Source organism: Solibacillus sp. FSL H8-0538 (assembly GCF_038003525.1).
Lineage (GTDB): Bacteria > Bacillota > Bacilli > Bacillales_A > Planococcaceae > JBBOPI01.
The window spans coordinates 378,827-404,130 of sequence record NZ_JBBOPI010000001.1 but is presented as its reverse complement, the minus strand read 5'-3'; the positions used below and the strand labels follow the sequence as shown (position 1 = coordinate 404,130).

Below are 25,304 nucleotides of genomic sequence, written 5' to 3'. Positions count from 1 at the left end.
ACGTGCTAACATCATTGGAACCTAGATGATTTTTTTGCTCATATGCGGTCAACTTAGGCCCAATAAATATAGTTACGAAATTAATTTTCGATTTCAAGAATAGCTTCAATTTCTTCTTGAATCTCTTTATTCACCAAAAGAGATCGTTTTTTTCTCAAATCAAGATCCATTTCTTTGTCAATAAAATTATTCGTATGTTTATCAAAGCATTCAAAACAAATCGTGTGGAAATCTTTTTTTTCATTTTTTGAAAAATCAAATTCCCACGTTTCAAGTTCTAAATAACTTACTTTATTTATCGTTTCTTTTTCACATAATTCGCAAGTTGTTTTCATAATAAAAAACCCTTTCATACAACTACTTTTTATTTTTTTCTAGTTGACGGTCTTTAATTCTTTGTAGACGCCCGTGATATTTCAAGATATTCGCTTGTGATTGTTTGGCCTCTTCAGTAGTAGGCTGTAAGTTAGCGATATCCCAGTATTTAACAACTACATCTAATACTTGGTCAAAGTATTGCAGTGGTCCATAATTTGTATTTATTGCAATCGTTTTCATTCTCTCGTTAAAGTCTGGCATAACTGCGCCTGGCATAGAGAAATTAATAATTACACTTTCAAAAAATACAATGAAGTTTGGATCAAGTTCAAGATGTGCCTTCACTGTGTCGCGATAGAATGCATAATGAAGTGCCTCATCTTTCGCTAAACGTCGAAGTAATGTTGCTAAATCTTTGTCGTACTGGCCTGCTATTTTTGCTACATTATTATAAAAAACGAGTGTACCTAATTCTTGTAATGACGTATAGGCCATTGTTGCTAGTGGGTTAGTAAAGTCTGGGAACCATCCGTTTTCAACAACTCGTTTTCTTAATTCATGCAATCTTTTCGGATTTACGTTTCGTGTCACCAATAAATACGTTTCAAGCAAGCTAGAGTGCTGGTCTTCTTCAGCAGTCCACGTGTGAACGAAATCATTTATTACTTCCATTGAATTTTTAAATGTATAATCTAAATGCGACGTATACCAAGGTAAATTTACTTCGGTAAGTAATGCTGTTTCTATCGCAATAATTACACCTTCCGGAAGTGTTACTTGACTCTCATCCCAAGGAACTCGTTTAAAGGACATAGCCTTGTCCCATGGTATAAATTCGTGATAGCTCCAATCAATATTTGCAGAGCGTTCCTTATGCAATTCATATAATTCTTTAATGCGCGGTTCTAAACGGATATCCAAATCTGAATTTAACATTATCTTTTCTCCTTAAGGTGTTTTACTGTCTAACTGTAAACCATTTGAATTTTCTTAACAATTATAATTTATTTTAGTAATAAAAGAAACACAGAAAAAACGCTAGGAGTTAATACCAGTTTCAACAGGGAGCTCGTTGCATAATATAAAGACTATACTTCACTATTTACGTATCGCAACACTTGCTGTTATTCAACTAACCTGTGGCGTTAGTACAATATAACATTTAGTCTCCTTGTTTAAATACTGGCGGCTCTTGGGAATTAAAATTTCTAGAATCCCCCTATTTTAGTGGCTAAGAAAGGACATCACCTCTCCCTATTTTGGGCGAGGTGTGTCTTTTTTATTTACTCCAAATAGCATAAAAGTAAAATCTGTTTTCACAAAAAATAATATGTATGAAAAATAATATTTGATCTATACTATTAAAGATTTCACTTTAAATCCAATATGACTTGGAGGGTTAACCCGATGAGTGCGAATGAACAATAGCTCTGAAGGACCGTCATTACTGAACAAAGCTAACGTACGGTTGTCTTAGGTAAATCTTAAGATCCAAGCGGAAGCGAGGCAGCGTGTCATGGAGGAATAAATGTAAGTGGTAATCAAACCCGGAATCTTATTTCCGGGTTTTTTGTTGGAAAAGTAAGCATTGCTTTCCCATCCACATAAGTAAGGACACAACTCGCCCTCTTTTGAGCGAGTTGTATCTTTTTCATCCCAGTAATACTATACATAAATAGGTAATTTAGTTAAAAAAAAGAACCCCTTATTCCAGCTATCAACTGAGAAAATAAGAGATTCTTATCGGATCAAATATACGCTTGTGAACGTCAATGCCTCTAACATGATTTCCTATAACGGAATTAATGCTTTCTACTAGTAAAGAAAGTACTAAGGCAAGAAGATTGTGCTACAAGTGTTTGATAAGCAATTATAGATTTACCAGACTGAGCTCATCGTACAACATCCTATAAAAAAGTGACATTATGTGAAAATACATTAATCAAAGCTTTTCACACGGTTAACAAGCATAGAAATTGTTTATTAAGCTTTATTTTGTTGAGCTGCTATCCAAATATTTGTATCTGCAATTGTTGGGTTAGCAAGGTAATGGCCACCTTCAATTTGAAGTGTTTGACCTGTCATGAACTTAGATTCATCAGAGGCTAAGAATACAACGGCATGACCGATATCATCTGCTTCACCGTGGTATGGTAGAGCATTGAATTTAGAATAAATATCTAGCATACCTTGTGGAATATTAGCCTTGGCAGCAGGTGTTAAAATAAGGCCTGGTGCGATTGCATTACAACGGATTTTATCTTTCCCGTATTGAGTAGCAATACTTTTAGTCATATTTGCAACGCCCGCTTTTGTTGCACCATACGCTGTACGTGTTTGGTCACTTGCAAAAGCAGCCATTGAAGCCGTGTTAATAATCGAACCTCCACCAGCTTTTTGCATGTGAGGGATAGCAAAACGGCTACCAAGTAATACTGATTTTAAGTTCATGTTCACAAGACGGTCCCACTCATCTAAATCGATGTTTAAAACATCTAAATCTTTACGTAAATTAGTTCCACCAACGTTATTAAATAGAACTGTTAGAGTACCAAATTGCTCAACAGTAAATGCAACTGCTTCTTCGATAGATTTTGCATCACCTGCATCAAGGAATACTGCTGCTGCTTCATAGCCTTCTTTTACTAAAGACTCTGCGACTTCTTTTGCACCTTCAATATTAAAGTCCGCAATAACAACTTTTGCGCCTTCTTTTGCTAATAATGTTGCAGCTGATAAACCAATTCCAGATGCGCCACCCGTAATTAGTGCTACTTTATTTTCTACACGTTTCATAAAGAAATTCCTCCTACAATAAGCGACGAAAGAGTTATGTATTTACAAATATACATCATGCTCACATTCATCATTTTCAAATTTTTTAACATTGGATAGTTTAGCATTAAATTATCAATAATTAAACTAATAAGTTTGAGTAGAACTTGTTTTTTTCTAGTAGAGAAATCTTCTTTAGAAAAACACAACTCGCCCAAAATAGGGCGAGTTGATGTCTTTACTTATGCACATGGGAAAGATATTTTTTTTATCCACTAAAAAGTGCACCCGCTATAAGCAGATGCACTCCATTTTCTTATAAATCCTTCTTAAACAGCTTGCCTGGCCAGTAAGACCAACGTCCAAATACAGTGATAATTGCTGGTACAAGTAGTGGGCGTACGATGAATGTGTCGAGTAATACGCCGACTGCTGTGACGACACCGAACTGAACGAGTAGTTGGATTGGCAGTGTTGCAAGTACCGCAAATGTTCCGGCTAAAATAAGTCCAGCTGATGTAATAACGGCTCCAGTAGAAGCAACGCCGCCTGCAATGGACTCTTTATGTCCCTGGCCTTTTTGACGATTATTCCAAATGTCTGAGATCATAAATATATTATAATCATTGCCAAGTGCAATAATAAATACGAATGCATACAGCGGGATGGAGCTTGCGATTGATTCCGCTCCAAAGAACATCGTCAGGATAAGCCAGCCCGCGCCAAGTGCCGCAAAGAATGACACGACAACTGTAACCATTAATTGCAACGATGTAACGACTGCGCGTAAATAGACAAGTAAGACAAGCAGAATGATGACGATCATCACCGGCTGAATGACATTTTCATCACGACTTTGTACATCTTTTGTATCAAGTTGTGCACTCGTCTCTCCGCCAAGCCAGTAATTGTCCTCCGCATCTTCTAAACCAGCCGCTGTCAAAATAGATGGAACTTGCTCTTTCATATCTCCTAAATCATCCATTGCCTCATTTGAGTATGGGTTTTTATTTAAATCTACCTCGTACAGTTGAATATTTGCATCTACTGCACCAACCCGCACTTCTTTCACCAAACCTACGTATGGCAGCGCTTCAAGATCAGCCTTCACATCCATAGTAGCACCATTCGTATTAACTAAAACTTGAACAGGCGCAAGCTCACCCGGGGTAAAGTTCTCCTCAATGAGCGCGAACCCTTCACGCGACGGCATATCCTCTGGGAATGAAGACAGTAAATCATAATTGTATTTAATTTGCGTTGACACAACTGCCAGCCCAATTAAAATTGCCCCTGTAATAATAATAACAATCCACGGCTTACCTGTTGCGAAGTTTCCCACTTTGCGCATGAAGCGGTGGTTTTCTTTCGGCTCCTTGTAAAGCTTATTCGTTTCACGCGCGCGCTTTTTCTCCATGTCCACTGTTCGCGGGATGAATGGCCAAAATGCAGCACGACCTAAAATTGCTAGTATTGCCGGTAGTAGCGTTAGCACGGCCACGCCTGTTAATAAAACACCGAAGCTAAACGGCACCGCAAAGCGTTGAAACGCCCCGTAGTTCGCTAAACCAAGCGTTGCTAAACCGATAACAACCGTCAGCGCACTCATGGCGATGGCACCAGCAGATTCTTTTAATGCACGGCTAATTGCTAGAAATCTATTTTCCTCTTCCAATAATACATCACGGTAGCGCGTAATTAAAAATAAGCAATAGTCCGTGCCTGCCCCAAATAGCAGAACCGTCATAATTGCAACCGCCTGCGCATCCTTACTAATCCACCCATTTTCTGCAAACCAACCAAGGAGCGGACTCACCGCAAGGAACGCAACCCCTACTACTAATATAGGAATAACTGCAAGTAATGGTGAACGGTATAATACAATCAGTAGCACTAAAATAAGGACGACTGTCGCAGTCATTAATTTCACGTCAGCTTCACTGAATAGAGCTGTCGCATCAATGGCAATGCCGACTGGACCGGAGAAGCGTGCACGTAACTCTTCCCCTTCTAAACCCGTTGTATACGGATTTTCACCGATTTCTGCTTCTGTAATTCCGGAAATTTTTTCTAGGTTTTCTTGTAATGTTTCCGTGTTCGTCTCTGTGGAGAAAAACACAGGCGTTACAATGGATTTACCGTTATCAGAAACCGAGCCGAGCAGTGCCTCTGTTGGTAATTGACCTAGTGGAGGAAGTGTCGTTTGTCCGTCTAACGGATTTTCAGCTAACTTACTGTACAAGCTTTGTATACCTTGTAAATCGGCTATTTCAAGTCCTGCTTCCTTATACCACACGATGAGTAACGGAATTCCAGAATCTGAAGGGAATTGTTCTTTTATAAGTGCACTTGCTTCGCGCGACATCATTTCTTCAGGTAAATCGTCCCCTGCGAAATTTTCCACGCTACTCACTTGCGGGAATACGGCAGCTAAAACACCAACAATCACAAGCCATAATGCTAGCGTAATCCAACGTGAGCGCTTTCCACCAACAAGATCCCCCCATTTTTCAAGTGGATGCTTTTTCATAAGTTATCCTCTTTTCTTTTTGCTTATTTTTTGAGCTATTTAGAAATTTTACGTTCAACAACATAACTTGGAGTTCATTTACGTTCTGGCTGGACGCTTTCCAAAGGGCGTTCGATGAGCCGCTTCCCTCACTAAGCTCCGTCCAATCAACAATCATCCTACTCTAGTTGTCATCCCCAACTTTTGGTGGTGAGTCTTATTTTATGATTTTATCAGTTACTTTTAGAAATTATACAGAATGATTTAGAAATCCAGATAGACTATCTACAAATTCACCGCATCTATTTACCATCCGTAATTCTAATTGACCAAACATTGTACAACTTTTAGTAATTGAGAACGTTGGATCATCTTACAAAACGGATTACAAATTGCTTTTTTATGAAAACACTACTATATATTACAAGGAATAGCAGATTACAATGCAAAGAACACCACCTACATTATACAAACATTATACAACCACTGCACAACGTTTATCAATAAAATTTTAAATTTCTTGTTTCACTCTTGCACTACATAGTGATACTGTATGGATAAGCGATATTACTGGAACGCCGGTGAAATCAAATTTAATCGAGGTCGATTTTAATGAAAAACGAACAAATAACTTATTCAATTCAGCAGGTGGCCGATATGGTGGGGGTATCAAAGCAGCTCATCCGTAAATGGGAAGATCGTTATCAAATTATTGCCCCTTGCCGCTTAGACAATGGTTATCGCATTTATTCATATAATGAAGTGGCAATTTTACAGGATATTAAACGTCTTACAGATGCGGGCCATTCACCGAAGCACGCCGCTGAAATTATCAAATCCCAGCAAGCGAGCCAAGAGACAATGAGTGACGCTATCCTATCGAATCCGATTGAGTCATACGCCGTTCAAACGGCAAACTTTGCACAGCCATCTGCACAGAATCCAACTGCGCAAGCGTTCGTTGATCAGCTTATTACATTAGGAGCTAGTGGAAAAGATGGCGCCATAGTGAATGTGCTACAGCAGGCTCAGCTCACTATGGGGGTAGAAACGCTGTTGAAGCAAATTATTACGCCATTTTTATGTCGTGTTGGGGACTTATGGTATGAAGGCGTGTGGGGGGAATATCAGGAGGCAATATCGAGCTTAGCTGTGCGTGATTTTTTAGTGAACTTACGCAGAACCATTCCTATTTCAGACAGCGCCCCACTTATTTTAGGAAGCTGCTTACCGGGCGAGCGTCACGAAGTTCCAATGCACATTTTGCTTATCCGATGTATGTTGCGCGGTTACCGTACGATAATGCTTGGCCCCTCTCCAGCACCATCTGCCATTCAAGCGACGGTGAAGTTAAAAAAACCAAGCATTGTGCTACTAACGGCATCTACAAATACACCATTTGAAGAGCATGTATCTGAAATTAAAGAGCTGGATCAGTTCGCCGCGGTAAATCCGCAAATTCAGTTTTATTTAGGTGGCGCTGGTGCGCTGGAGCATGCAGTACTGCAGCACATTACATTAACGAATGATTTAGAGATTATATTTGGTACTCACAAAGTGTAAAAGCGCCCTTTACACTTTTTCTATCGCAAACTTAAAGGAAGTGTTGAAATGGATATTGTCGTACTACTCTCTTTTTTAGGTACAGCAATTTTGCTGACGGTTATGCCGGGGCCAGATATTTTATTTGTGATAGCGCAGAGCATTTCTCAAAACGCGCGTGCTGGAGTAACGACTGCACTTGGTTTGTGCACCGGTTTACTTGTACATATTACTGCGGCAGTTGTTGGGATTTCGGCAATTGTTTATAGCTCGGCAACAATTTTTACAATCGTCAAATTTGCCGGAGCTGCGTATTTAATTTACCTTGCAATTGGGGCAATTCGTGCACCTGGAAGTAGTGTTCAGTTCGGGGAGAAACCTACGATTGCATACGGCAAGCTTTATAAAAAGGGCATCATTATGAACATTCTAAACCCGAAAGTGTCGCTGTTCTTTTTAGCGTTATTGCCACAGTTTGTCCGCGGAACAGCAAATATTCCGGAGCAAATGCTGGTGCTTGGCTTTATTTTCTTAGTGCAGGCGTTTGTAATTTTCAGTGCGGTCAGTTTACTCGCAGGTCGTATTGGCAAACTACTATCAAAAAATCGCACAATTTCAAATCATTTAACGAAAATCGAAGGCGCTATTTATGCAGTTATTGGTGTGAGTATTGCGTTTTCAAAATAACGTAAAAAAGAGGGATGATCCAACATACGGATCATCCCTCTTTCGAATATGCATGCTTTCAATAAACTAAATAAGTTAAAATAAGTCCTAAAATACCAAGAACCGCAATCGGAATTGTAGCTTTCATAGGATCCTTTACTCGAACATGTGTCGCAACCCCTCCGACACCCACTGCCGCAGTCATGATTGCACCGTACACTATCCAATCTCCTTGCCAAAAACCTGCGATTAGTAAAGCCCCCGCAATTCCCTCTACTCCACCTGTCACTAAGCGGAACCATTGAGGTAATCGCCAGTGAGTAAACGAGTCTTTATGCATTTTAGAACCAGCTAGTTTGCCTAGCCCAGCCATTAAAAACGCTGCGCCGAGTATAACTTGTAAAATCCACACCATGATTTCCATAAGTCACCTCCGTTTTTATTAAATACATTCCGTATTACACAAAAAACCGCATCGCCATCGCCAACTGTTTTCACAAAGATTTGTTTATACACTATATTGCAACATTTGTCGAAAAAGTAGCTGTACAAAAAAAAAATTGAAGTGACTGACACCCCACAATTACGCACAAAAAAGAACCGACATTACGCCGATTCCTTCATTTATAGAAAATCTTTATTATTATTCGCCGAAGATTGTTACGATATCCGTTGATGTTTTGCGCTGTTTTCCTTTTGGTAATTCGTCAAAATAGCCAACTTGTAGCATCGCAATAACGCGTTCGCCTGGTTGTACGTTTAGTGCTTCACGGAATTTCGGTGCGTCTAGGAAGCCAGGTGTTTTCCAGCATGACCCAATGCCTTTATCCCACGCAAGCAGTTGCATATTTTGCAGGAAGCTTGAAGCCGCAGCATAATCTTCTAAACGCTCTTTTTGACGCGGATCTTCTGGTACGATCATAAATGCATAACCACCAGCTAATGTGAATTTTTGCATTTGTGCCGCAAGCGCTTCTGTTGAAAGCTCCTGCCATTTCGGCACGGCTAAATCACGTAATAATACAAACACCTTCTCTAGCTCCTCGCCACCAGCAACGACTAAACGCCAAGGCTCGCGGTTACCATGATTCGGTGCCCACACTGCATCATCAATAATTTTCAGTAAATCTTCACGGTCTACTGGTTGGCCGTTAAATTTTTTAATTGAACGTCTTTGGATAACTGCGTCTCTTACAGATAATGATTGTTCATTCATTGTTATTTCGCCCCTTAAGAAAATTAGAAAGTCACATCTCGTAAAAAAACCGAGATGATGCCATTTAATATGTCGATAAGAAAAGAGTACTTTCTTAACCATATAAAATTTTGCTACGATTATTTCTCTCAATTCCAACTAACTGCTTTCAACCATATCATAAATTGTAAGGATTTAAAATATACTTGATTCCGCTAGAATTAATACAATTTTGACCTTTATATGCGAACGTTATGTTATATCGGTATATAAACAATTGTAATTACTGGAATACATTACTTATCTTAAAATAAAAATACTGAATTTGCGGAGTGTAGGCGGTTGAATCGGTATAGCTATACAGACGATTTTCACTATTCGAAGTGTGGGCGTGAACATATGGGACGCCGTTTTGAATACTTGTCACAATCGTACTATGATCAACGCGCCCGTTCCCTTGAAAATCATACAAAATCACATCGCCAATTGATAGCTCGCCAGGCGTCCCGACACGTGTTGCAGTCAAACCTCTTTTTGACGTTTCTAAATACCATCTAAGTGAATGCGCCACCGACCAGCTATAGCTCCACTGCTCATTAGGCCCAGTCAACCACCAGCCCTGCCCTCTGTTCGGCATCCCGCGCATAGGTGCCCCACCTGCATATAAACATTGTGATATAAAATTTGTACAATCCACTTCAAATGTCGGAAAGCGTGGATTCTGTCCGTCCCACCACCGCTTCGCATACTCAACAGCAGCTTCTCGATTATAAAAGGTTGTAATTTTCTATCATCCTTTCTATTTCCTCTATCTTTTCTCATAATATGTTGATAAATTTTCTAGTATGTACAGCTTGCCATGACCTTCACACAAATCCAAAGCAAGAAGGACCCGATATCCACATTTTTTTGCTACAATAAGAGCAATAGAAATTGTTTAGTAACGGAGGGGTTTTAGATGAAGCAGCATGCAGAAAGAGAGATTGTTCAGCTCACACCACTATGTGATAAAAAAGGGAATTTAAATCCGGAAGCAATTGGTTTTGCACGCAAGCCGATCATTGATTGTAATTTAACTGGCCACTTTTTACGTAAAAAAAAGTGGAACTACTGGTGTGTGTACGGCGAGGATATTTTATTTTCTGCAACAATCAGCCATCTAGACTATGCGGCCGTTTGCTTTGTCTATTTCCTTGAATACGAAACGCAACGCTATTTCGAGAAAACAATCACCATTCCACTCGGCACGAAAATAAAGATGCCCACACAGGTGCTAGAGACAGTAACGTTTGCTAATAGTGAATTATCCATCCAAATTACTTATTTTAACGGAAACACGCAGTTAACCGTCATTTCGCCTAATTTTGACGGTGATCGTTTACATGCAGAGTTAACAATTCACCATCCAAAAGATGATGATTCGTTAAACGTCGTCATCCCGTGGAATCGCCAAACATTCCAGTTCACAGCGAAGCACCATACTTTGCCAACTTCCGGCCATGTCACAATTGGCGACCGCCGCTTTACATTTAATGAAGAAGATTGCTTCGCCGTCTTGGATTATGGCCGCGGTGTATGGCCACGCGAAGCAACATGGAATTGGGGTATGGCCTCGCAGCGCATTCGCGGGCGGCGCATCGGACTGAATTTCGGCGGACAATGGACAGACGGCACCGGCATGACCGAAAATGCTGTATTCATTAACGGGACCATGACGAAAATTCATGAGGACGTCATTTTTACTTATGACCGTTGGAATTTCATGAAACCTTGGACCGTCACATCAAAATTCAGCGACAATGTTTCATTAACGTTCACACCCTTTTTCGAACGCATTGCCGAAACGAACGCCAAGCTCATCCGCTCCGAAGTCCATCAAATGATCGGTTACTATAATGGTAAAATTTCTTTGGAGGACGGCACTGTGCTACATATCCAGCAAATGCTCGGCTGCATCGAAGAACATATTGCAAAGTGGTGATTTTTGGCCCCCCTTTATCTGTTATTTAGATGGAGGCGGGTTTTTGATTGGTTGGGGGTTGGATGAGTGTTTTTTTGGGGTTTCAGGTTGGGATGCGGGCTGATTTTAGTGCGGATAGCGTCTGGTTTAGTGCGTTCACATGGTGAGTTGGTTCGTTCACAAATGTTAGTTCGTTCGCGGCACGAGTTGGTTCGTTCACACTACAAGTCCGTTCGTTCAGCATGTCACTTGGTTCGTTCACACCCCTTCCCCTTTAATACGCTCCTACTCACTCAGCATTTTTTCCGGTTCATCGGTAAAAATAGCATCCACTCCGATTTCGCGCAGAATATTTAGTCTTTGTAACGTGTTCACCGTATACACACGTATAACACACCCGGCATTAATCGCCTCGCGCACTGGCTTTCGTAGTGCATAATGATATGACACATGAATTGCCTTTGCTGGAATCGATTTCACATATTCAGCAACGTCCAATACTATTGTAGAAAACAATGCCGCATTCTCTACATGTGGAGCAAGCATCCCAACACGCTGCACCGCCTCATGATCAAAAGAAGAAATGACTACCCGCTCTGTCATTTTATGCGCTTCCACTTCACGCAACACGAGCTGCTCCAAACCTGCATACACAAATACATCCGATTTCAGCTCAATATTAACCTGATGGGGAGTGCCTGAAAATACGTCGAGCACTTGCGCGAGTGTTGGAATTACCTCCCCCGCGAAATCCTCATGAAACCACGCACCATAATCAAATGCACGCAGCTGTTGCAACGTCATATCCTTTACAAGACCGCGCCCACTAGATGTGCGATTGATCGCTTCATCATGAATGACGACGAGCTCCTGATCTGCCGTTACGTGCACATCCAACTCCACACCGTGAATTGGTAAACGTGCTGCCGCCTTAAACGCCGCTAATGTATTTTCAGGATAACGACCAGAGTATCCTCTATGCGCATATATTTTCATACAATAACATCTCCTATCGAGTCTTCTTTTCTCTTATTATGAGGATACGAAAAAAAATTACAAATAATTCAAAATGAAAATTACGTCATTCCTTGAATCAGATGGAAAACTCTAGTAGTATAAAATCCTAACTTAACAGGTGATGGGAGGAAAGACAATGATTGAGGAGCACCCTGATTTTCAAAAAGAGGTCGACCATTTGCACGAAACGACGCACTATATGGAAGAAATTTTACTGAGTGCGCAACGTGATTTACAGTCGGCACAGGACAATATTCGAACGGCGATGGCCAATTTAGAATATATTGATTCAAGTGATAGTTATTTAAATATATTGACGAACTCAAGATTTTTTGAGATGGCCCGCAACCAAAAAGAAGGGCTTGAGGCTGTTCGTCAAAAGCCTTACTTCGCGCGTATCCATTTCCAGCGTGAAGGCGAGGAAGAGGAATTTCTTTATATCGGAAAAACATCGCTCTTTCATAATGAAACCCATGAACCGATCATTGTCGACTGGCGATCTCCTGTTGCGAACGTGTATTATGACGGGCGGCTTGGCGATTTGACGTACCAGGTGCGCGATGAGGAACTGACGGGTCACCTATTTGCAAAGCGCCAATATAAAATCGAGCAGGCAACACTGCTTAGTTTCCAGGATGTAGATTTAACAACGACCGATGAGCTCTTACAGGACGCGCTTTCAGGCAAGGCGGATGTACGTTTAACTGAAATTGTGTCCACAATCCAAAAGGAGCAAAATGAAATTATTCGTGCTCATCTACGCCAGCCAATCCTTGTCCAAGGCGCTGCGGGTTCCGGGAAAACGACGATTGCGCTTCACCGAATATCATACTTCCTTTATACGATGGGCGAGCATTTTAAAGCAGAGCAGCTCATGATTTTAGCGCCAAATAATTTATTTATTGAGTATATTGGTGATGTGTTACCAGAACTTGGCGTTGATAAAATATGCCAAACGACGTATGCCGAATACGTACAAAATGCAACGAGTATTAAACTTAAGCTGCAAAATCCAAATGAACAGCTCGAACAAATTATCGCTAGTAAAAGTGCCATACTATCTCAGTTTAATATTTCACAAATAAAAGGCTCCCGGCAGTACCAAATCATGATGGATCGTTATCTACACGTACATGAACACAAGCTTGCCGCTCTCTTCGACGATGTGTTTATCGAAAAATATCGCATCCTACGGGGTAGCCATTTACAAAAGCTTTTCCTTATTGAATTTGCGTATATGCCGATTGAAAAACGCCTCGACCGGATTAAAAAAGTTGTTCAAACTGAGGTGAAACGCAAAACAAAAGCAGTACTGAGCGCACTCAACAATCGTTATGAAGAAGCAATTGGTCGTGCATTAAACGGTATTCGCAACGATGAAAACCGCCGCCGCATTGTGACAAAATTCATCGATGAGCGAGACGAGCGCATTCCAAAAATCAAGCAAGAAGTCAAATCAACCGCCACTGTGTACATGCGGAAATTCCAGAAAGCAAAAATCAAAAAATGTTATCGTGATATTGTAACAAACCGTACGCTACTTAACGAACTGGCACCAGAATGGACACTTGACGAAATCGAACAATTTACGCTGGCACATCATAAAGAGTTATGGGCATTAGAAGATTTAGCCGCACTTTATTATTTACATGCGAAAATGAAAGGCATTGATGACAAATGGAAAATGCGCGTCGTGTTCATTGATGAGGTGCAGGATTATAGCTTGTTCCAGCTTGCAGCACTGAAAGCTGGCCTAGATACGGATATGTTCACAATGGTTGGCGATTTGGCGCAAGGAATTCATAGCTACCGTTCTCTTACAGAATGGGCGCCAGTGCTCGAATTATTCCCACGCGCAACGTATGCTACACTGCAAAAAAGCTATCGTACAACAATCGAAATTATGGAAGTGGCTAACCGTATTCTCGAAAAAATGGACGACAATTTGCCGCTTGTTGAACCCGTTGTACGTCATGGCATCCTGCCGCAATTTTTATACTGTGAAAGTTTTAATCCAGAAATAATTGTAAAAACGTATCGCACAATACAATCACATGGCCACCGCTCAATCGCACTTATTTGTAAAACAACGGATGAAGCAAAAACCTTTGTTCAAGCATTACAAACTGCGGATTTCCCTGCGCAGATTTTAAACGAGAACTCTGGTATTGATCAGGAAAAACTGCTTGTCGTACCGAGTCATCTCGCGAAAGGACTGGAGTTTGATGCGGTTATGATAGCTGCCTTCTATATTCCATTTTTTGACCATGCCATTGACCGCAAGCTGCTGTATGTAGCGTTAACGCGTGCGATGCATGAATTGTATTTAATTGGGCCGAGTAAAGAGACCTTTTTACTAGAAGAAATACCAAACTAATATTCCAGTTAGCCGCTCTCCGACATTTAGAAAGACACAACTCGTCCAAAAACGGCGAGGTGATGTCTTTTCTTAACCTCATAAAAAAACAGCGCCCTAGAGTAACGGGACGCTGTTTTATTTACGTTTCGGTATTTTAAAAAATGGCTTCTTAAGCGGTACTTTTTTTCCCACTGCTTCTCGGAGTACTTCCCAACTCGATCGTTTCTCTTGTTTCTTGTCATCATCCTTTGGCAATGCAGGTAAACGCATAATTCCTCCTCCTCTTTGTATAATTGTATGAGTACCCCGCCACATTTATGCGACAAAAAGCAGTAGTAGAGTTCCCTAATTGTGAAGCGGAAACCATGTACCTAGCTTGAGCTATTGTTCTTGAACTGACGGCATTTCCCTTTGATTGGAATGCTTGCCCACTCAACAAAATTCCCACCATTTATTCAAATAAACTGTCACTATTGCATGTGGTTTAAAATGAAACAAAAGAAAGCAAGGGAAATCAGGTGTTACGATTCCCCTTGCTTTTTCAATTAAAATTTATCCTACATAAACAAAATAATCAATTTGTGAGGATTTCATAAAACCTGCTTTTTCGTAAACAGCGAGAGCGCGATCATTTTCCACTTCGACGTCGAGTAAAATCGTTTTCTCTCCGCCGCGCAGTGCTACATCCTTGATCCACATTAGTAAACCGGAGCCGATACCGCGCCCCTCAAACTTTGGATGCACCGCAAGCGCCGTAACCCACTGTACTTCGCCTTCCTTGCGCGATGTGACACTACCAACAACCTTACCATCCAGTTCCGCTACCCATAAAATGAGCCCAGCCGTCGTCGTATTATACGTAATTAAATCCAAAGATTCATCACGCATATCGCCGAATGCTTCACTAAAAATATCAACTAGTTCCTCCGTATCCTTGGACTGGAACGGGCGAATCTCTAAATCCATACGAGGCGTCATTACTTCCGCCTTCGCTTCAAGCGTCGCCTCAGAAAAGCTATACATATAGCCGCGGCGTTCTAAAAATTCACGCGCGTATGTTTTGCCTTCAACAGCTAATGCAAGCTCGCCTTCTGCACCGCGCACCTCCATGCCTTCACGCAACACATTTAGCAGTACATCCCCAATCCCGAGCTGTCGATACATCGGTGCCACTAAAATTGACCATTCATAGGTGTTGAGCCCCATTATATCAACAGCACTTGCCGCCCCTACAAGCTGATCCTTGTCATCATCATAAGCGAGTACATAAAAACCCTTCGTTTCATAGCTTTTGGCAAACGGCAAATTCAACACTATGTTATAGCAACTGCCGTCTGTTGTCGCCGCCTCTCTACATAACGTATTAATTTCCGCATGAGTTTCCTCATCAATCGGAAATGACACAGTAATTATTGAAAAATTCATGTATAATACTCCACTTCAAATTAAATTATGTCCTTATTTTAGAGGAGGTTTTAGGATGCCGCAACTGTTGAATAAAGAGAAATTGTAAACGCACTAATTTGAGAGGTGAACGCGCCTTGCTATAAACGGCTTCTGAACGTTCTCATCTATTCCTCAATCCCCGCCTTCAGCATGCTTGCATAAATCCCTCCACGTGCAAGAAGTTCTGCCTGAGGACCTGCCTCCACAAGCCGTCCCTTTTGCATGACAAATACAAGATCCGCCCCACGTACTGTATTCAATCGATGTGCGATGACAAAGCTTGTGCGTCCAGCCATGAGCACCTCTAACGCTTCTTGGATTTTCATTTCCGTCACGGTATCAATACTGCTCGTCGCCTCGTCCAACAATAAAATAACCGGATCGGCTACTAGCGCTCGTGCAATCGACAGCAGTTGCTTTTGCCCTTGTGAAATTTCGGCGCCATCAGCGGTCAGCACGGTATCATAGCCTTTTGGAAGCTTCATAATAAACTCATGCGCATTCGCTTTTTTGGCAGCTGCCACAATCTCCTCATCACTCGCATCCAATGCCCCGTACCGAATATTGTCATACACGCTCGCCTCAAATAAAAAAGGATCTTGCAGGACGAATGCCATTTGACTACGAAGTGTTTCGCGCGGTATATCACGCACGTCCACATCATCAAAGCGCACGGAGCCACCCGCCACATCATAAAACCTTGCGAGCACCTGCATAATCGTCGTCTTGCCCGCTCCTGTTGCGCCAACGAGTGCGGCAGTTTGGCCAGGTGCGACGCGAAAACTCACTCCATCCAACGTTAGCTCTTCTTCTGCGAGTTCATATTTAAATGAAACATTTTGGAACTCTACAGCACCACGAAGTTCATGCGTCATCGGCACTTTTCCTGTGTCCACTTCCTGTGCCTCGTCCAGTATTGCAAACACGCGCTCAGCACCAGCAATTGCAGACAGCACCGTATTAAATTGGTTCGCCAAATCATTGAGCGGACGCGTAAACTGGCGAGCATATTCGGTGAAAATAACGATCGTACCTATTGTCACGTGGCCGTTTAGTGCGAGCAAGCCGCCAATCCCTGCGACAATCGCAAAGCTCATATTATTGAGCGCATTCATCACTTTTGGGATGTAACCAGAGTAAGAAAGTGCCCAAAATCCAGTCGTACGCAAGCGCTCACTTTTTTCTAAGAACTCTGCCTTTACTCGTTCCTCCTGCGAAAATGCCTTCACCACACGCTGCCCGGAAATTGTCTCTTCAATCATGCCGTTCAGTGCACCAACCGCGGCTTGTTGTTCTTTAAATAATTTACCCGTTCGATTTGTAATCCAGCGCATCGCCAGAAACATCAGCGGAATAATACTCATCGTCAGCAACGTCAGTAATGGGCTTAAATACAGCATGACAACCAGTGTCCCGACAAGCGTCAACACACTGGAGAACACTTGAATAAACGCACTATTTAGTGTGGAGCTGACTGCTTCAATATCATTTGTCGCGCGGCTCATCAACTCACCGTGCTGTCGCTTATCAAAAAACGTCACCGGCAGGCGCAGTAAATGACTAAACAGGCCCGTTCGCATTCGGTAAATCGTCTGCTGGGCAATGCCAATCATCCAGTAATTTTGCAGAAATAATGAAATGGACAATACAATATATACCCCAATCAACCCTGCAAGCATTGGCAACATGTCCCCGTAACGCTTTGGCACAACATATTGATCAATAATCTGACCAATTAAAAACGGCCCGACTAGTGCGAGCACCGAGCTAACCACTACCATTACAAGCACGAACACAAGTAATGCCCGCTGCTCATCAACAATTTTCCAAATGCGGTCAAGTGTCGCCTTCCAGTCACTGGCACGAGGTCCTTTTTTCTTTTTCGTTCGCTTTTGTAAATCTTCCTTCATTAAAATGCGCTCGTAGCCAAAAGGTTTTTCAAAAAATTTCATCCGTTTGCCTCCCCCTCCTGCTGCGACTGCGCAATTTTTTGATAAAGCATACTCGTACGAATTAATTCGGTATGTGTGCCAAAAGCAACAACGCGTCCTTCATTGAGTAATAAAATTTTGTCCGCACCGCGTGCTGTCCCAATTTTTTGTGTGACGATTAGCATCGTCGCGCGCTCATACTCTAACGCTTCCCAAAGCGCAGCCTCCGTTTTCACATCAAGTGCACTCGTACTATCATCTAAAATTAGTAGTTGCGCATTGCGTAGAAGTGCCCGTGCAATCGAGAGACGCTGCTTTTGCCCACCAGATAAATTTACACCTTTTTGGCCAACGCGCGTTTCGTACGCATTCGGGAAGCTTTCCACTGCATCGTGAATTTGTGCCTGTCCAGCAGCAGCCTGCACTTCCTCTAACACAGCGCCCTCCTTACCCCAGCTCAGATTTTCATAAATCGAACCTGTGAACAACGTTGATTGCTGCGGCACAAAGCCAACACTGGCACGCAGATCATCTAAAGCCCAGCTCTGCACGTTGCGACCATTCACGAATATATCGCCCTCCGTCGCCTCATAAAAGCGTGGAATTAAGCTAAGTAATGTCGATTTCCCGGCACCTGTCGCCCCCATAATGGCTAGCTTTTCACCCGCTGCCACCGTAAACGAAACATCCTGAAGCACCGGTACACCGTCATTATAATAGAAGGAAACATGGTCAAAACGAAGCGTGCCAATTGAAGCAGTATCTTTTGTAGCTACTACCTCATGAGTTTTTAACACCTCAATTCCATCCTCCACAAGCAGCACTTCCTCCACACGATCCGCCGATGCTTTCGCACGAGAAAAAGCAATGATAATAAAAGCAAACATCGAAAACATTCCCGTCACCCGCATCGCATAGTTCACAACCGCGACAAGATCGCCCACTTGCGCATTGCCCTTGCCAATTTCTTGACTGCCGAACCATAGCACCGCAAGTAAACTTAAATTCATAATGAGTAGTAGCACGGGCATGATCAACTCCATCACCCGCAGCGCCTTGACCGTATCTAGTTTGAGTGAGCTTGCCACTTTATCAAAACGGCTCGCTTCATATGTACTCCGCATATACGCCTTCACTAAACGTATCGCCTGCAAGCTTTCCTGAAGTACCCGGTTCACACGGTCCAGACGCGTTTGCACCAAGCTAAAATACTTCACGCCCTTCACTACCATGAAAGCGAGGAAGATTACTAAAATCGGGGCACCGATTAATAAAAAAAGCGCCATTTTTGCATTGACGACAAATGCCATGACAATACTACCAATAACCGATAGCGGTGCCCTCAACATTATTCGTAAGCTCATAAAGAGTACATTTTGCACCTGTGAAATATCGCTTGTTAGACGCGTAATGAGCCCAGATGTTGGAAAACGCAAATAGGTCGCCATGGAAAATGACTGGATTTTACTAAATAGCGCATTGCGTAAATCAAAGCCGAAGCTCTGTGCTACATGGGAAGAAAAATAAGAATTCGTAATCCCCGCCAATAAAGAAACAATAGACAGGCCGAACATCATTAACCCGTAATGCCACACTGCATCTGCATTCCCAAGTAGTATTCCTTCATCTATAATTTTAGCCATAATTAACGGCTGAATCAGCTCCACAAATAACTCAAACAACATTAAACATATCGCAATACATACAGGCCATCTATACGGCTTTACATAGTTAAATACTGTTTTCACTAAGGCACCCCCTAAATTATTCGGTTTCCGAATATAAATTGATTTCTATTATGACATAATTTCCCGTGTATTAGAACGAACAACCGTCAGCACTAAGGTTGACAATCTGGCTATTTCAGTGCCCCCCCTTAAACATGACCCGACCATTCGAAAGTTAACAATTTCGCCACATTTATGAAACAGTTAGTATTTATATGCTATTAATTTCAGTATTGTTATTAAATAAAACTGTCCATCCCGCCCCTTTTACTATTCACATTTTTTCTCTAATTACCACTTATTTTCTTTAATCAATAAAATTATTTCTCTCTTAAACAAATCCAAAATGGGGATGAAGTTATAGATTTTAATTTCCTTTTTCTTACTAAGTTATTATTACCCACTTTATTTTTCTAGTAAGTTTGGTTAATAATACCTTGTAGAAACCTTTCTCACTTACTTTCAAAAAATCCCTTTAGGAGGAGTTATTTCTAGTTGATAGTTCCAGTGGATCTAGTAGCAAATCAGTAAAATTTACTACTATAAATTCCGAATAATCTGTTAAATCTAATTGGAAATGTCTAATCTCTAAACTATGTATTTTTCTTTGAATAAATTAAAATTATTGACATGGCACTAATTTATTGTTTGAATCGGTATTTGGCATCTATTTATTCATAATGAAATCTAATTTTTAAACAACATTGTTATTTAACACACTGAATATCCATTTTATTGTTTTTTTATATTTTTTTGTAATTCACCTAGTTTAAAAGTAGCATTATTCTAGAACTATTGCCTATCAAAATATTACCATCATAATACTAATGACTAACTGACGTAGTTTATTTATAATAATAGTATATATCTACGAATTGAGGAGACGAAATTCATGACTAAAGAACAAATTTACAATCCGAATAGCGAATTATTGAATTTAGCTCCTTTCCCATCTTTTATTGTTAATTTACATGGACATGTAGTGGATTGGAATGAATCAAATACACAATTATTTGGCTACACAACAGCAAATTTTACATCGTCCTCTGAAAAATCCATTACCGATACGTTATTTTCACCAGTAAGAGAAGGTATATGGCACACGATTGTACAAAGTACACAAACGCTACGATTTGACCATATACAAGTTTTAGCGAAAAACGAACAGCTAATCGACGTCTCCATTATTACAAAACCTGGGATTTTTAATAATGAGGCAGCAGTATACATTCTTTGTCTACCAACTGGATTAATCCGTACATTGGATGATCAGCAACAGCTTTTAATGGACTTAATGAATGGAATCCACTCTTCGTTTATGATGGTGACACTAGACAATGAAGGTTTCATTATTAATAGCAATCAGCAATTTCTAAAGGCAAGTCACTGGACGCCAAAGCGTGTTCTAGGCAAAACCATCTGGCAGCTATTCCCAAGTAAAGAGAGCAGCGTAAAAATTGTTAAAAACATTTGGAAAACTTTAAATAACGGGCAAATTTGGCAAGGTGAGGTCGAAAAACTTACGAAGGATGAACAGCCTTACTGGGTTTACTTGACAGCTATCCCGACGATTAGCCAAAATTCAGAAAATACACGTTTCCTGCTTATTGAAAAGGATATTACTAAAGATAAAATGATCCAGCTTCAGCTTGAGAAAATCGCCTACATTGATACGGAAACAGGTTTAATGAATGCGCACCGCCTCGAGCAGGTAATTACTGAAATGACTGCAGATGGCCGCCATTTCTCGTTCGTTTATATGAGTATCGATAAGTTTTATACAATTAAAGACTTACACGATGACAACGCTGGCAATAATTTAATTCTTGAATTTACTAAGCGTTTAAAAATGTATTTCCAGGATAGTACAATGGCGCGTATTAACGAAAATGAATTCGTTGTCATTACGCCTCTTCCGGAGTGGTTTACACAGGGTTTCCTTCATTATTTACAGCAGCATCCGATTTATAACGGCAATATTGCTGTGCCAATTTCTATTAGTGGTGGCATTACGCGCTTCCCTGAAGATCAATCAACATTCTCACAAATGATGAAGGCCTCGCTCGCTACAATTAACACGGTGCGCCAAGCTGGTGGCGATAGCATTGTTTCACTATCAAAAGCAACGCATCAAGCGTTAAACCGAAAATCAATTGTAGAAAAACGACTACTACTTGCACTGGATCAAAAAAATCTAAAGGTTCTTTATCAGCCCCAATTAGATTTAAACACAGGAAAAATTACAGCAGTTGAGGCACTAGTACGTTGGGATGACGAGGTTATCGGAGTCGTTTCGCCCGATGAATTAATTCCAATCGCCGAAGAAACGGGCTTAATTAACAATATCGGGTCGTTCATGATCGAAAAAGCATGTGAACAGGCACTTGCTTGGCGTGATGCGGGCATTGATTTAAAAGTGAGTATAAACTCATCTGTACGAGAGTTCCGCGATAAAAATATGGCGAAATCTATTTTAGAAACGCTCGAACGCACAGGCTGTCCAGCAAATTTACTACAAATTGAAATTACTGAGAAATTTGCCTTGGAAGCAGAAGCGGAAACATCCATCATTAAGCAAATGCGCGCTCTTGAAAATAAAGGAATCATCTTTGCGCTAGATGATTTCGGTACTGGCTATGCATCGTTCCGCTATATGCAATTACTACCAATCCAAATTTTAAAGATTGACCAAACATTTACGAACTCACTGTTAAAATCAGAGAAATCCCAACAACTCATGCACGGTATGGTACAGTTCGGGAAATCAATGAACTTAACCGTTGTAGCAGAAGGTGTTGAAACTACCGAACAACGGCAGCTCCTTGCAAGCTATGGCTGTGACGCGGTTCAAGGCTACTTCATTAGCAAGCCCGTTTCTGAAAAAGAAATCGGATCCCTATATAAAATGAAAAAGTAAGAAAGGATTACTTTTTTAATTACAAACAAATGAAAGGCTCTCCTTTAGCATACAAACTAAGGGAGAGCCTTCTTATTATCTTGGTCTTTTCGCTTTCACAAATGATTGCATCGACGTTTTTCCTTTACGCATAAATCGGAACAAGAGCTGCATAATAACTTCTGCAAAAACAAGTCCCATCGCAATGGCACCTGAAATCATAAATGCACGCATGCCGTTCTGCAAACCCGTAATATAATCAAGTTCTACAATATTACGCATCGTATTGTACGCAATCCCCCCTGGAACAAGCGGGATAATCCCCGAAACACTAAACACAATCATCGGCATCATATAGCGACGTGCAAATAAATGCGCGATAATCGCTACAATAAAGGCACCAAGAAAGGACGCCTGTACCTCTTCTAACCCATACTCAAATAATACATAATAAACCATCCAACCAACCGCACCGACAAAACCGCAGTACGGAATTGCTTTCGTTGGTGCATTAAAGACGACACCGAAGCAGGCGGTTGCTAGAAAGCTTAAAAGTGCCTGAAGTAAATAATCCATTACTTGATGCCTCCACTAAAATGATAAAACAAGTGCAATACCCGAACCAATTGCAAATGCTGTTAAAAACGCCTCTGCCCCTTTTGCCATACCTGCTGTGAAATGTCCTGCCATTAAATCTCGGACAGCATTCGTAATGAGCAGTCCTGGTACTAGTGGCATAACAGAAGCGATAATAATTTTGTCAATTTCCGTGCCAATTCCAAAATTCACGGCTGTATAGGCGATCGTGCCGACGACAAGTGCCGCTAAAAATTCCGAGAAAAACTTTACACGTGTCATTTCATGTATAATCGTAACAACATATAGCCCTACTCCCCCGGCTACAAACGCTGCAGGAATATCCGTCCACATACCGTTAAACAATAGTAAAAAGCAACTACTTGCGATGGAGGCTGCTAAAACTTGTATTATTATAGGCAAAAAATAATTCGTTTTTTCAATCTGCTTTAACTCGTCATACGCTTGTTCTAATGTTATCATTTTAGATGTAAGCTTCCGAGAAACGTTGTTAACGAGCACTATGCGGTGTAAATCCGTGATACGTAGTGAAATCGATGTGATTCGAGTAGGCTGAGTTTTTCCTAACGAAAAAATAATACCAGTTGGTGTCACGTAGCTTTGCGCATCGCCCAAATTTTGCGAACGCGCCATACGAAGCATTGTATCCTCCACTCGATACGTTTCGGCTCCGCTTTCCATCATTATTCGGCCTGCTAATAGAAAGCAGTCGATGGCCATCTCGTTTTGTTCATTGTTTATCATGAATTATAGGAAACCTCCTTAGACTCTCTGCTCATATTAACTGAACTGACGTTAAAAACTCAACATTTTTGGATGCCTGTGCTTGCAATTTTTTATGAATATTTTAACACAGAAAGGGGCGCATACAGCATGGAAAACAATCCTCGAAGAAAACGTGGGCCTTGGATTGACATAACACTCATTAGTTCCATAATCGCGTTAATTGCAGTTATTGTGTTTTTTGCAATTATAACAGACGATTTTAAGTTTCAAAAAACGAGCGCTTCTGAAAAGGAATCGAGCTCAGATTTAACCGAAGAAGATTCAGCCTTCCCCGGTGTCCGCATTGCGACAGACATTTCTAATGATAAGGAGATGCCATTTGCACTTCAGTACCCATTAACGAATTTCGATTCATTTAACGAAGCAGTAACTACATACATTCAATTATCAAAAGAACGTTACATAAATGCGATGCGTCTACAAAACAATGCAAATCCAAAAGCTCCGTTGCCTGGTGAACTCAATATAAGTTTTGAAACGTATCAATATGATGAACATTATTATTCATTTGTCTTTACAAAAAATACTTCCTTAAACAGTACGGACTACGATACATCCATTGAAACGTTTTTCTTAAATAATGAAACAGGAGAAATGCTCGATATTCGAACGTTATTAAATAAAGATTTAAAAAGCCTAGAAACGTTTGCTGCTCACATCCGCTCAGAAATCATGAAAAAGCCTGAGCTGCAAGGACTCGTTTCACAGGAGCAGCTCACTGCAGCAACTGAACCAAAATGGCGCCTATTCAAGCGCTTTGCCTTAAAAGATGATTCGCTCATTATTTACTTTGACAAAGGCGAAATTGCAGATGGATCTGCAGGCATACCCGTTGTGAAAGTATCGTTATCATTTATAAATCCGTTGTTAGCCTCTGAATTCCAAATTCAAATGGCTGCCGAGGAGACGACTATTCCACATGCCGGTGATGCAACGAAAAAACGCGTCGCCCTCACATTTGATGACGGCCCACACCCAAAGGTTACGAAGCAAATTTTAAGTTTGCTAGAAAAATACAATGCGAAGGCAACATTCTTTATGCTTGGTAGCCGCGTCCAATATTATCCTGATATCGTAAAAGAAATTCAGGCAAAAGAGCATGAAATTGGCAACCATACGTGGAACCACCCTGTTTTACCGAATTTAACATCGAAACAAGTGCTACACGAATACAAGACAACTGAAAAAGCCATTACGAATATACTCGGTGTCGCACCTACTTTATTCCGTCCTCCATATGGTGCCACAAATGAGCGTATTAAGGAACTGATTCCGATTCCGTCTGTGAACTGGACGATTGATACACTCGACTGGAAGCACCGTGATGCAACGAAGCTTCTACCGATCATACAAAACAACATGCATAATAATGCCATCATATTAATGCACGATATTCACCAATCAACAGCAGACGGCTTAGAAGAAATACTGATTTATTTGCAAAATACAGGCTATGAATTCGTCACTGTTTCAGAAATATTACCTTATAATTGATGCCCTTACTTATGTGGATGGTAAGGTTATACTTTCTTATCCACCAACGAAAAGCGTTTCGCCCTATTTCTGGACGAAACGCTTTT

At 41.0% G+C, this 25,304-nt stretch carries 21 protein-coding genes; 6 read left to right on the top strand and 15 right to left on the bottom strand.

Translation table 11 applies throughout. From position 1 onward, the window contains the following. Positions 1-80: 80 nt before the first annotated feature. The 4 genes from MHH87_RS01895 to MHH87_RS01880 all read right to left on the bottom strand — a co-directional run bounded on the left by MHH87_RS01895 (position 81) and on the right by MHH87_RS01880 (position 5,623). Positions 81-335, bottom strand: coding sequence for a hypothetical protein (locus MHH87_RS01895; RefSeq protein ID WP_340747638.1), 255 nt, complete (start codon positions 333-335; stop codon positions 81-83). A 22-nt stretch (positions 336-357) separates the two neighbouring features. Next, positions 358-1,254 carry an acyl-ACP desaturase gene (locus MHH87_RS01890; RefSeq protein WP_340747637.1) on the bottom strand — a complete coding sequence of 299 codons (897 nt, stop codon included), beginning with the start codon at positions 1,252-1,254 and terminating at the stop codon, positions 358-360. 1,047 nt (positions 1,255-2,301) lie between these two features. Then, complete coding sequence (locus tag MHH87_RS01885; protein ID WP_340747636.1) at positions 2,302-3,114, bottom strand: SDR family NAD(P)-dependent oxidoreductase; 813 nt, start codon at positions 3,112-3,114, stop codon at positions 2,302-2,304. Between the two features lie 295 nt (positions 3,115-3,409). Continuing rightward, the gene (locus tag MHH87_RS01880; RefSeq protein WP_340747635.1) at positions 3,410-5,623 is read right to left on the bottom strand and encodes an MMPL family transporter; all 2,214 of its coding nucleotides are present in this window, start codon (positions 5,621-5,623) and stop codon (positions 3,410-3,412) included. A 591-nt stretch (positions 5,624-6,214) separates the two neighbouring features. Between MHH87_RS01880 and MHH87_RS01875 the strand changes: the two genes are divergently transcribed. Continuing rightward, positions 6,215-7,165: a MerR family transcriptional regulator gene (locus MHH87_RS01875; RefSeq protein WP_340747634.1), complete on the top strand. Its 951-nt coding sequence runs from the start codon at positions 6,215-6,217 to the stop codon at positions 7,163-7,165. Positions 7,166-7,213: 48 nt separating this feature from the next. Continuing rightward, positions 7,214-7,831, top strand: a complete 618-nt coding sequence (locus MHH87_RS01870; RefSeq protein WP_340747633.1) for a LysE family translocator — start codon at positions 7,214-7,216, stop codon at positions 7,829-7,831. A 58-nt stretch (positions 7,832-7,889) separates the two neighbouring features. Here the strand turns inward: MHH87_RS01870 and MHH87_RS01865 are convergent, their stop codons facing one another. From MHH87_RS01865 to MHH87_RS01855, 3 genes are all read right to left on the bottom strand, one after another. Further along, the gene (locus tag MHH87_RS01865) at positions 7,890-8,234 is read right to left on the bottom strand and encodes a DoxX family protein (protein ID WP_340747632.1); all 345 of its coding nucleotides are present in this window, start codon (positions 8,232-8,234) and stop codon (positions 7,890-7,892) included. 219 nt (positions 8,235-8,453) lie between these two features. Further along, positions 8,454-9,026 (bottom strand): nitroreductase family protein, encoded by a 573-nt coding sequence (locus MHH87_RS01860; RefSeq protein WP_340747631.1) that lies wholly within the window; start codon positions 9,024-9,026, stop codon positions 8,454-8,456. 262 nt (positions 9,027-9,288) lie between these two features. Beyond that, a complete protein-coding gene (locus MHH87_RS01855) occupies positions 9,289-9,789 on the bottom strand; it encodes an amidase domain-containing protein (RefSeq protein ID WP_340750850.1) in 501 nt (166 codons plus the stop codon). Between the two features lie 174 nt (positions 9,790-9,963). Between MHH87_RS01855 and MHH87_RS01850 the strand changes: the two genes are divergently transcribed. Next, on the top strand, positions 9,964-10,986 hold the full coding sequence (locus MHH87_RS01850) for a DUF2804 domain-containing protein (protein ID WP_340747630.1): 1,023 nt from the start codon (positions 9,964-9,966) through the stop codon (positions 10,984-10,986). A gap of 82 nt (positions 10,987-11,068) precedes the next feature. Here the strand turns inward: MHH87_RS01850 and MHH87_RS01845 are convergent, their stop codons facing one another. Both MHH87_RS01845 and MHH87_RS01840 read right to left on the bottom strand, forming a co-directional pair. Further along, the gene (locus tag MHH87_RS01845) at positions 11,069-11,227 is read right to left on the bottom strand and encodes a hypothetical protein (RefSeq protein WP_340747629.1); all 159 of its coding nucleotides are present in this window, start codon (positions 11,225-11,227) and stop codon (positions 11,069-11,071) included. A 23-nt stretch (positions 11,228-11,250) separates the two neighbouring features. Then, on the bottom strand, positions 11,251-11,961 hold the full coding sequence (locus tag MHH87_RS01840) for a glycerophosphodiester phosphodiesterase (RefSeq protein WP_340747628.1): 711 nt from the start codon (positions 11,959-11,961) through the stop codon (positions 11,251-11,253). Between the two features lie 157 nt (positions 11,962-12,118). On the opposite strand from MHH87_RS01840, the gene helD reads away from it, so the two are divergent. Further along, positions 12,119-14,359, top strand: coding sequence for an RNA polymerase recycling motor HelD (helD, locus tag MHH87_RS01835; RefSeq protein ID WP_340747627.1), 2,241 nt, complete (start codon positions 12,119-12,121; stop codon positions 14,357-14,359). Between the two features lie 117 nt (positions 14,360-14,476). Here helD and MHH87_RS01830 read toward each other — a convergent pair whose 3' ends face one another. The 4 genes from MHH87_RS01830 to MHH87_RS01815 all read right to left on the bottom strand — a co-directional run bounded on the left by MHH87_RS01830 (position 14,477) and on the right by MHH87_RS01815 (position 19,466). Next, a complete protein-coding gene (locus tag MHH87_RS01830; protein WP_340747626.1) occupies positions 14,477-14,611 on the bottom strand; it encodes a hypothetical protein in 135 nt (44 codons plus the stop codon). A 282-nt stretch (positions 14,612-14,893) separates the two neighbouring features. After that, entirely contained in the window at positions 14,894-15,766 is an 873-nt protein-coding gene (locus MHH87_RS01825; protein WP_340747625.1) for a GNAT family N-acetyltransferase, read from the bottom strand. Positions 15,767-15,912: 146 nt separating this feature from the next. Next, on the bottom strand, positions 15,913-17,739 hold the full coding sequence (locus MHH87_RS01820) for an ABC transporter ATP-binding protein (protein ID WP_340747624.1): 1,827 nt from the start codon (positions 17,737-17,739) through the stop codon (positions 15,913-15,915). Next, positions 17,736-19,466 (bottom strand): ABC transporter ATP-binding protein, encoded by a 1,731-nt coding sequence (locus MHH87_RS01815; protein WP_340747623.1) that lies wholly within the window; start codon positions 19,464-19,466, stop codon positions 17,736-17,738. The genes MHH87_RS01820 and MHH87_RS01815 overlap by 4 nt, the downstream gene beginning before the upstream one ends. Positions 19,467-20,337: 871 nt before the next feature. On the opposite strand from MHH87_RS01815, the gene MHH87_RS01810 reads away from it, so the two are divergent. Then, the gene (locus MHH87_RS01810; protein ID WP_340747622.1) at positions 20,338-22,362 is read left to right on the top strand and encodes an EAL domain-containing protein; all 2,025 of its coding nucleotides are present in this window, start codon (positions 20,338-20,340) and stop codon (positions 22,360-22,362) included. Between the two features lie 75 nt (positions 22,363-22,437). On the opposite strand, the gene MHH87_RS01805 is transcribed toward MHH87_RS01810, so the two are convergent. Together MHH87_RS01805 and MHH87_RS01800 are read right to left on the bottom strand one after the other, a co-directional pair. Next, the gene (locus tag MHH87_RS01805; RefSeq protein WP_340747621.1) at positions 22,438-22,917 is read right to left on the bottom strand and encodes a threonine/serine exporter family protein; all 480 of its coding nucleotides are present in this window, start codon (positions 22,915-22,917) and stop codon (positions 22,438-22,440) included. 15 nt (positions 22,918-22,932) lie between these two features. Further along, a complete protein-coding gene (locus tag MHH87_RS01800; RefSeq protein WP_340747620.1) occupies positions 22,933-23,682 on the bottom strand; it encodes a threonine/serine exporter family protein in 750 nt (249 codons plus the stop codon). A gap of 129 nt (positions 23,683-23,811) precedes the next feature. On the opposite strand from MHH87_RS01800, the gene MHH87_RS01795 reads away from it, so the two are divergent. Continuing rightward, complete coding sequence (locus MHH87_RS01795) at positions 23,812-25,218, top strand: polysaccharide deacetylase family protein (RefSeq protein ID WP_340747619.1); 1,407 nt, start codon at positions 23,812-23,814, stop codon at positions 25,216-25,218. The last annotated feature ends 86 nt before the right edge of the window (positions 25,219-25,304 follow it).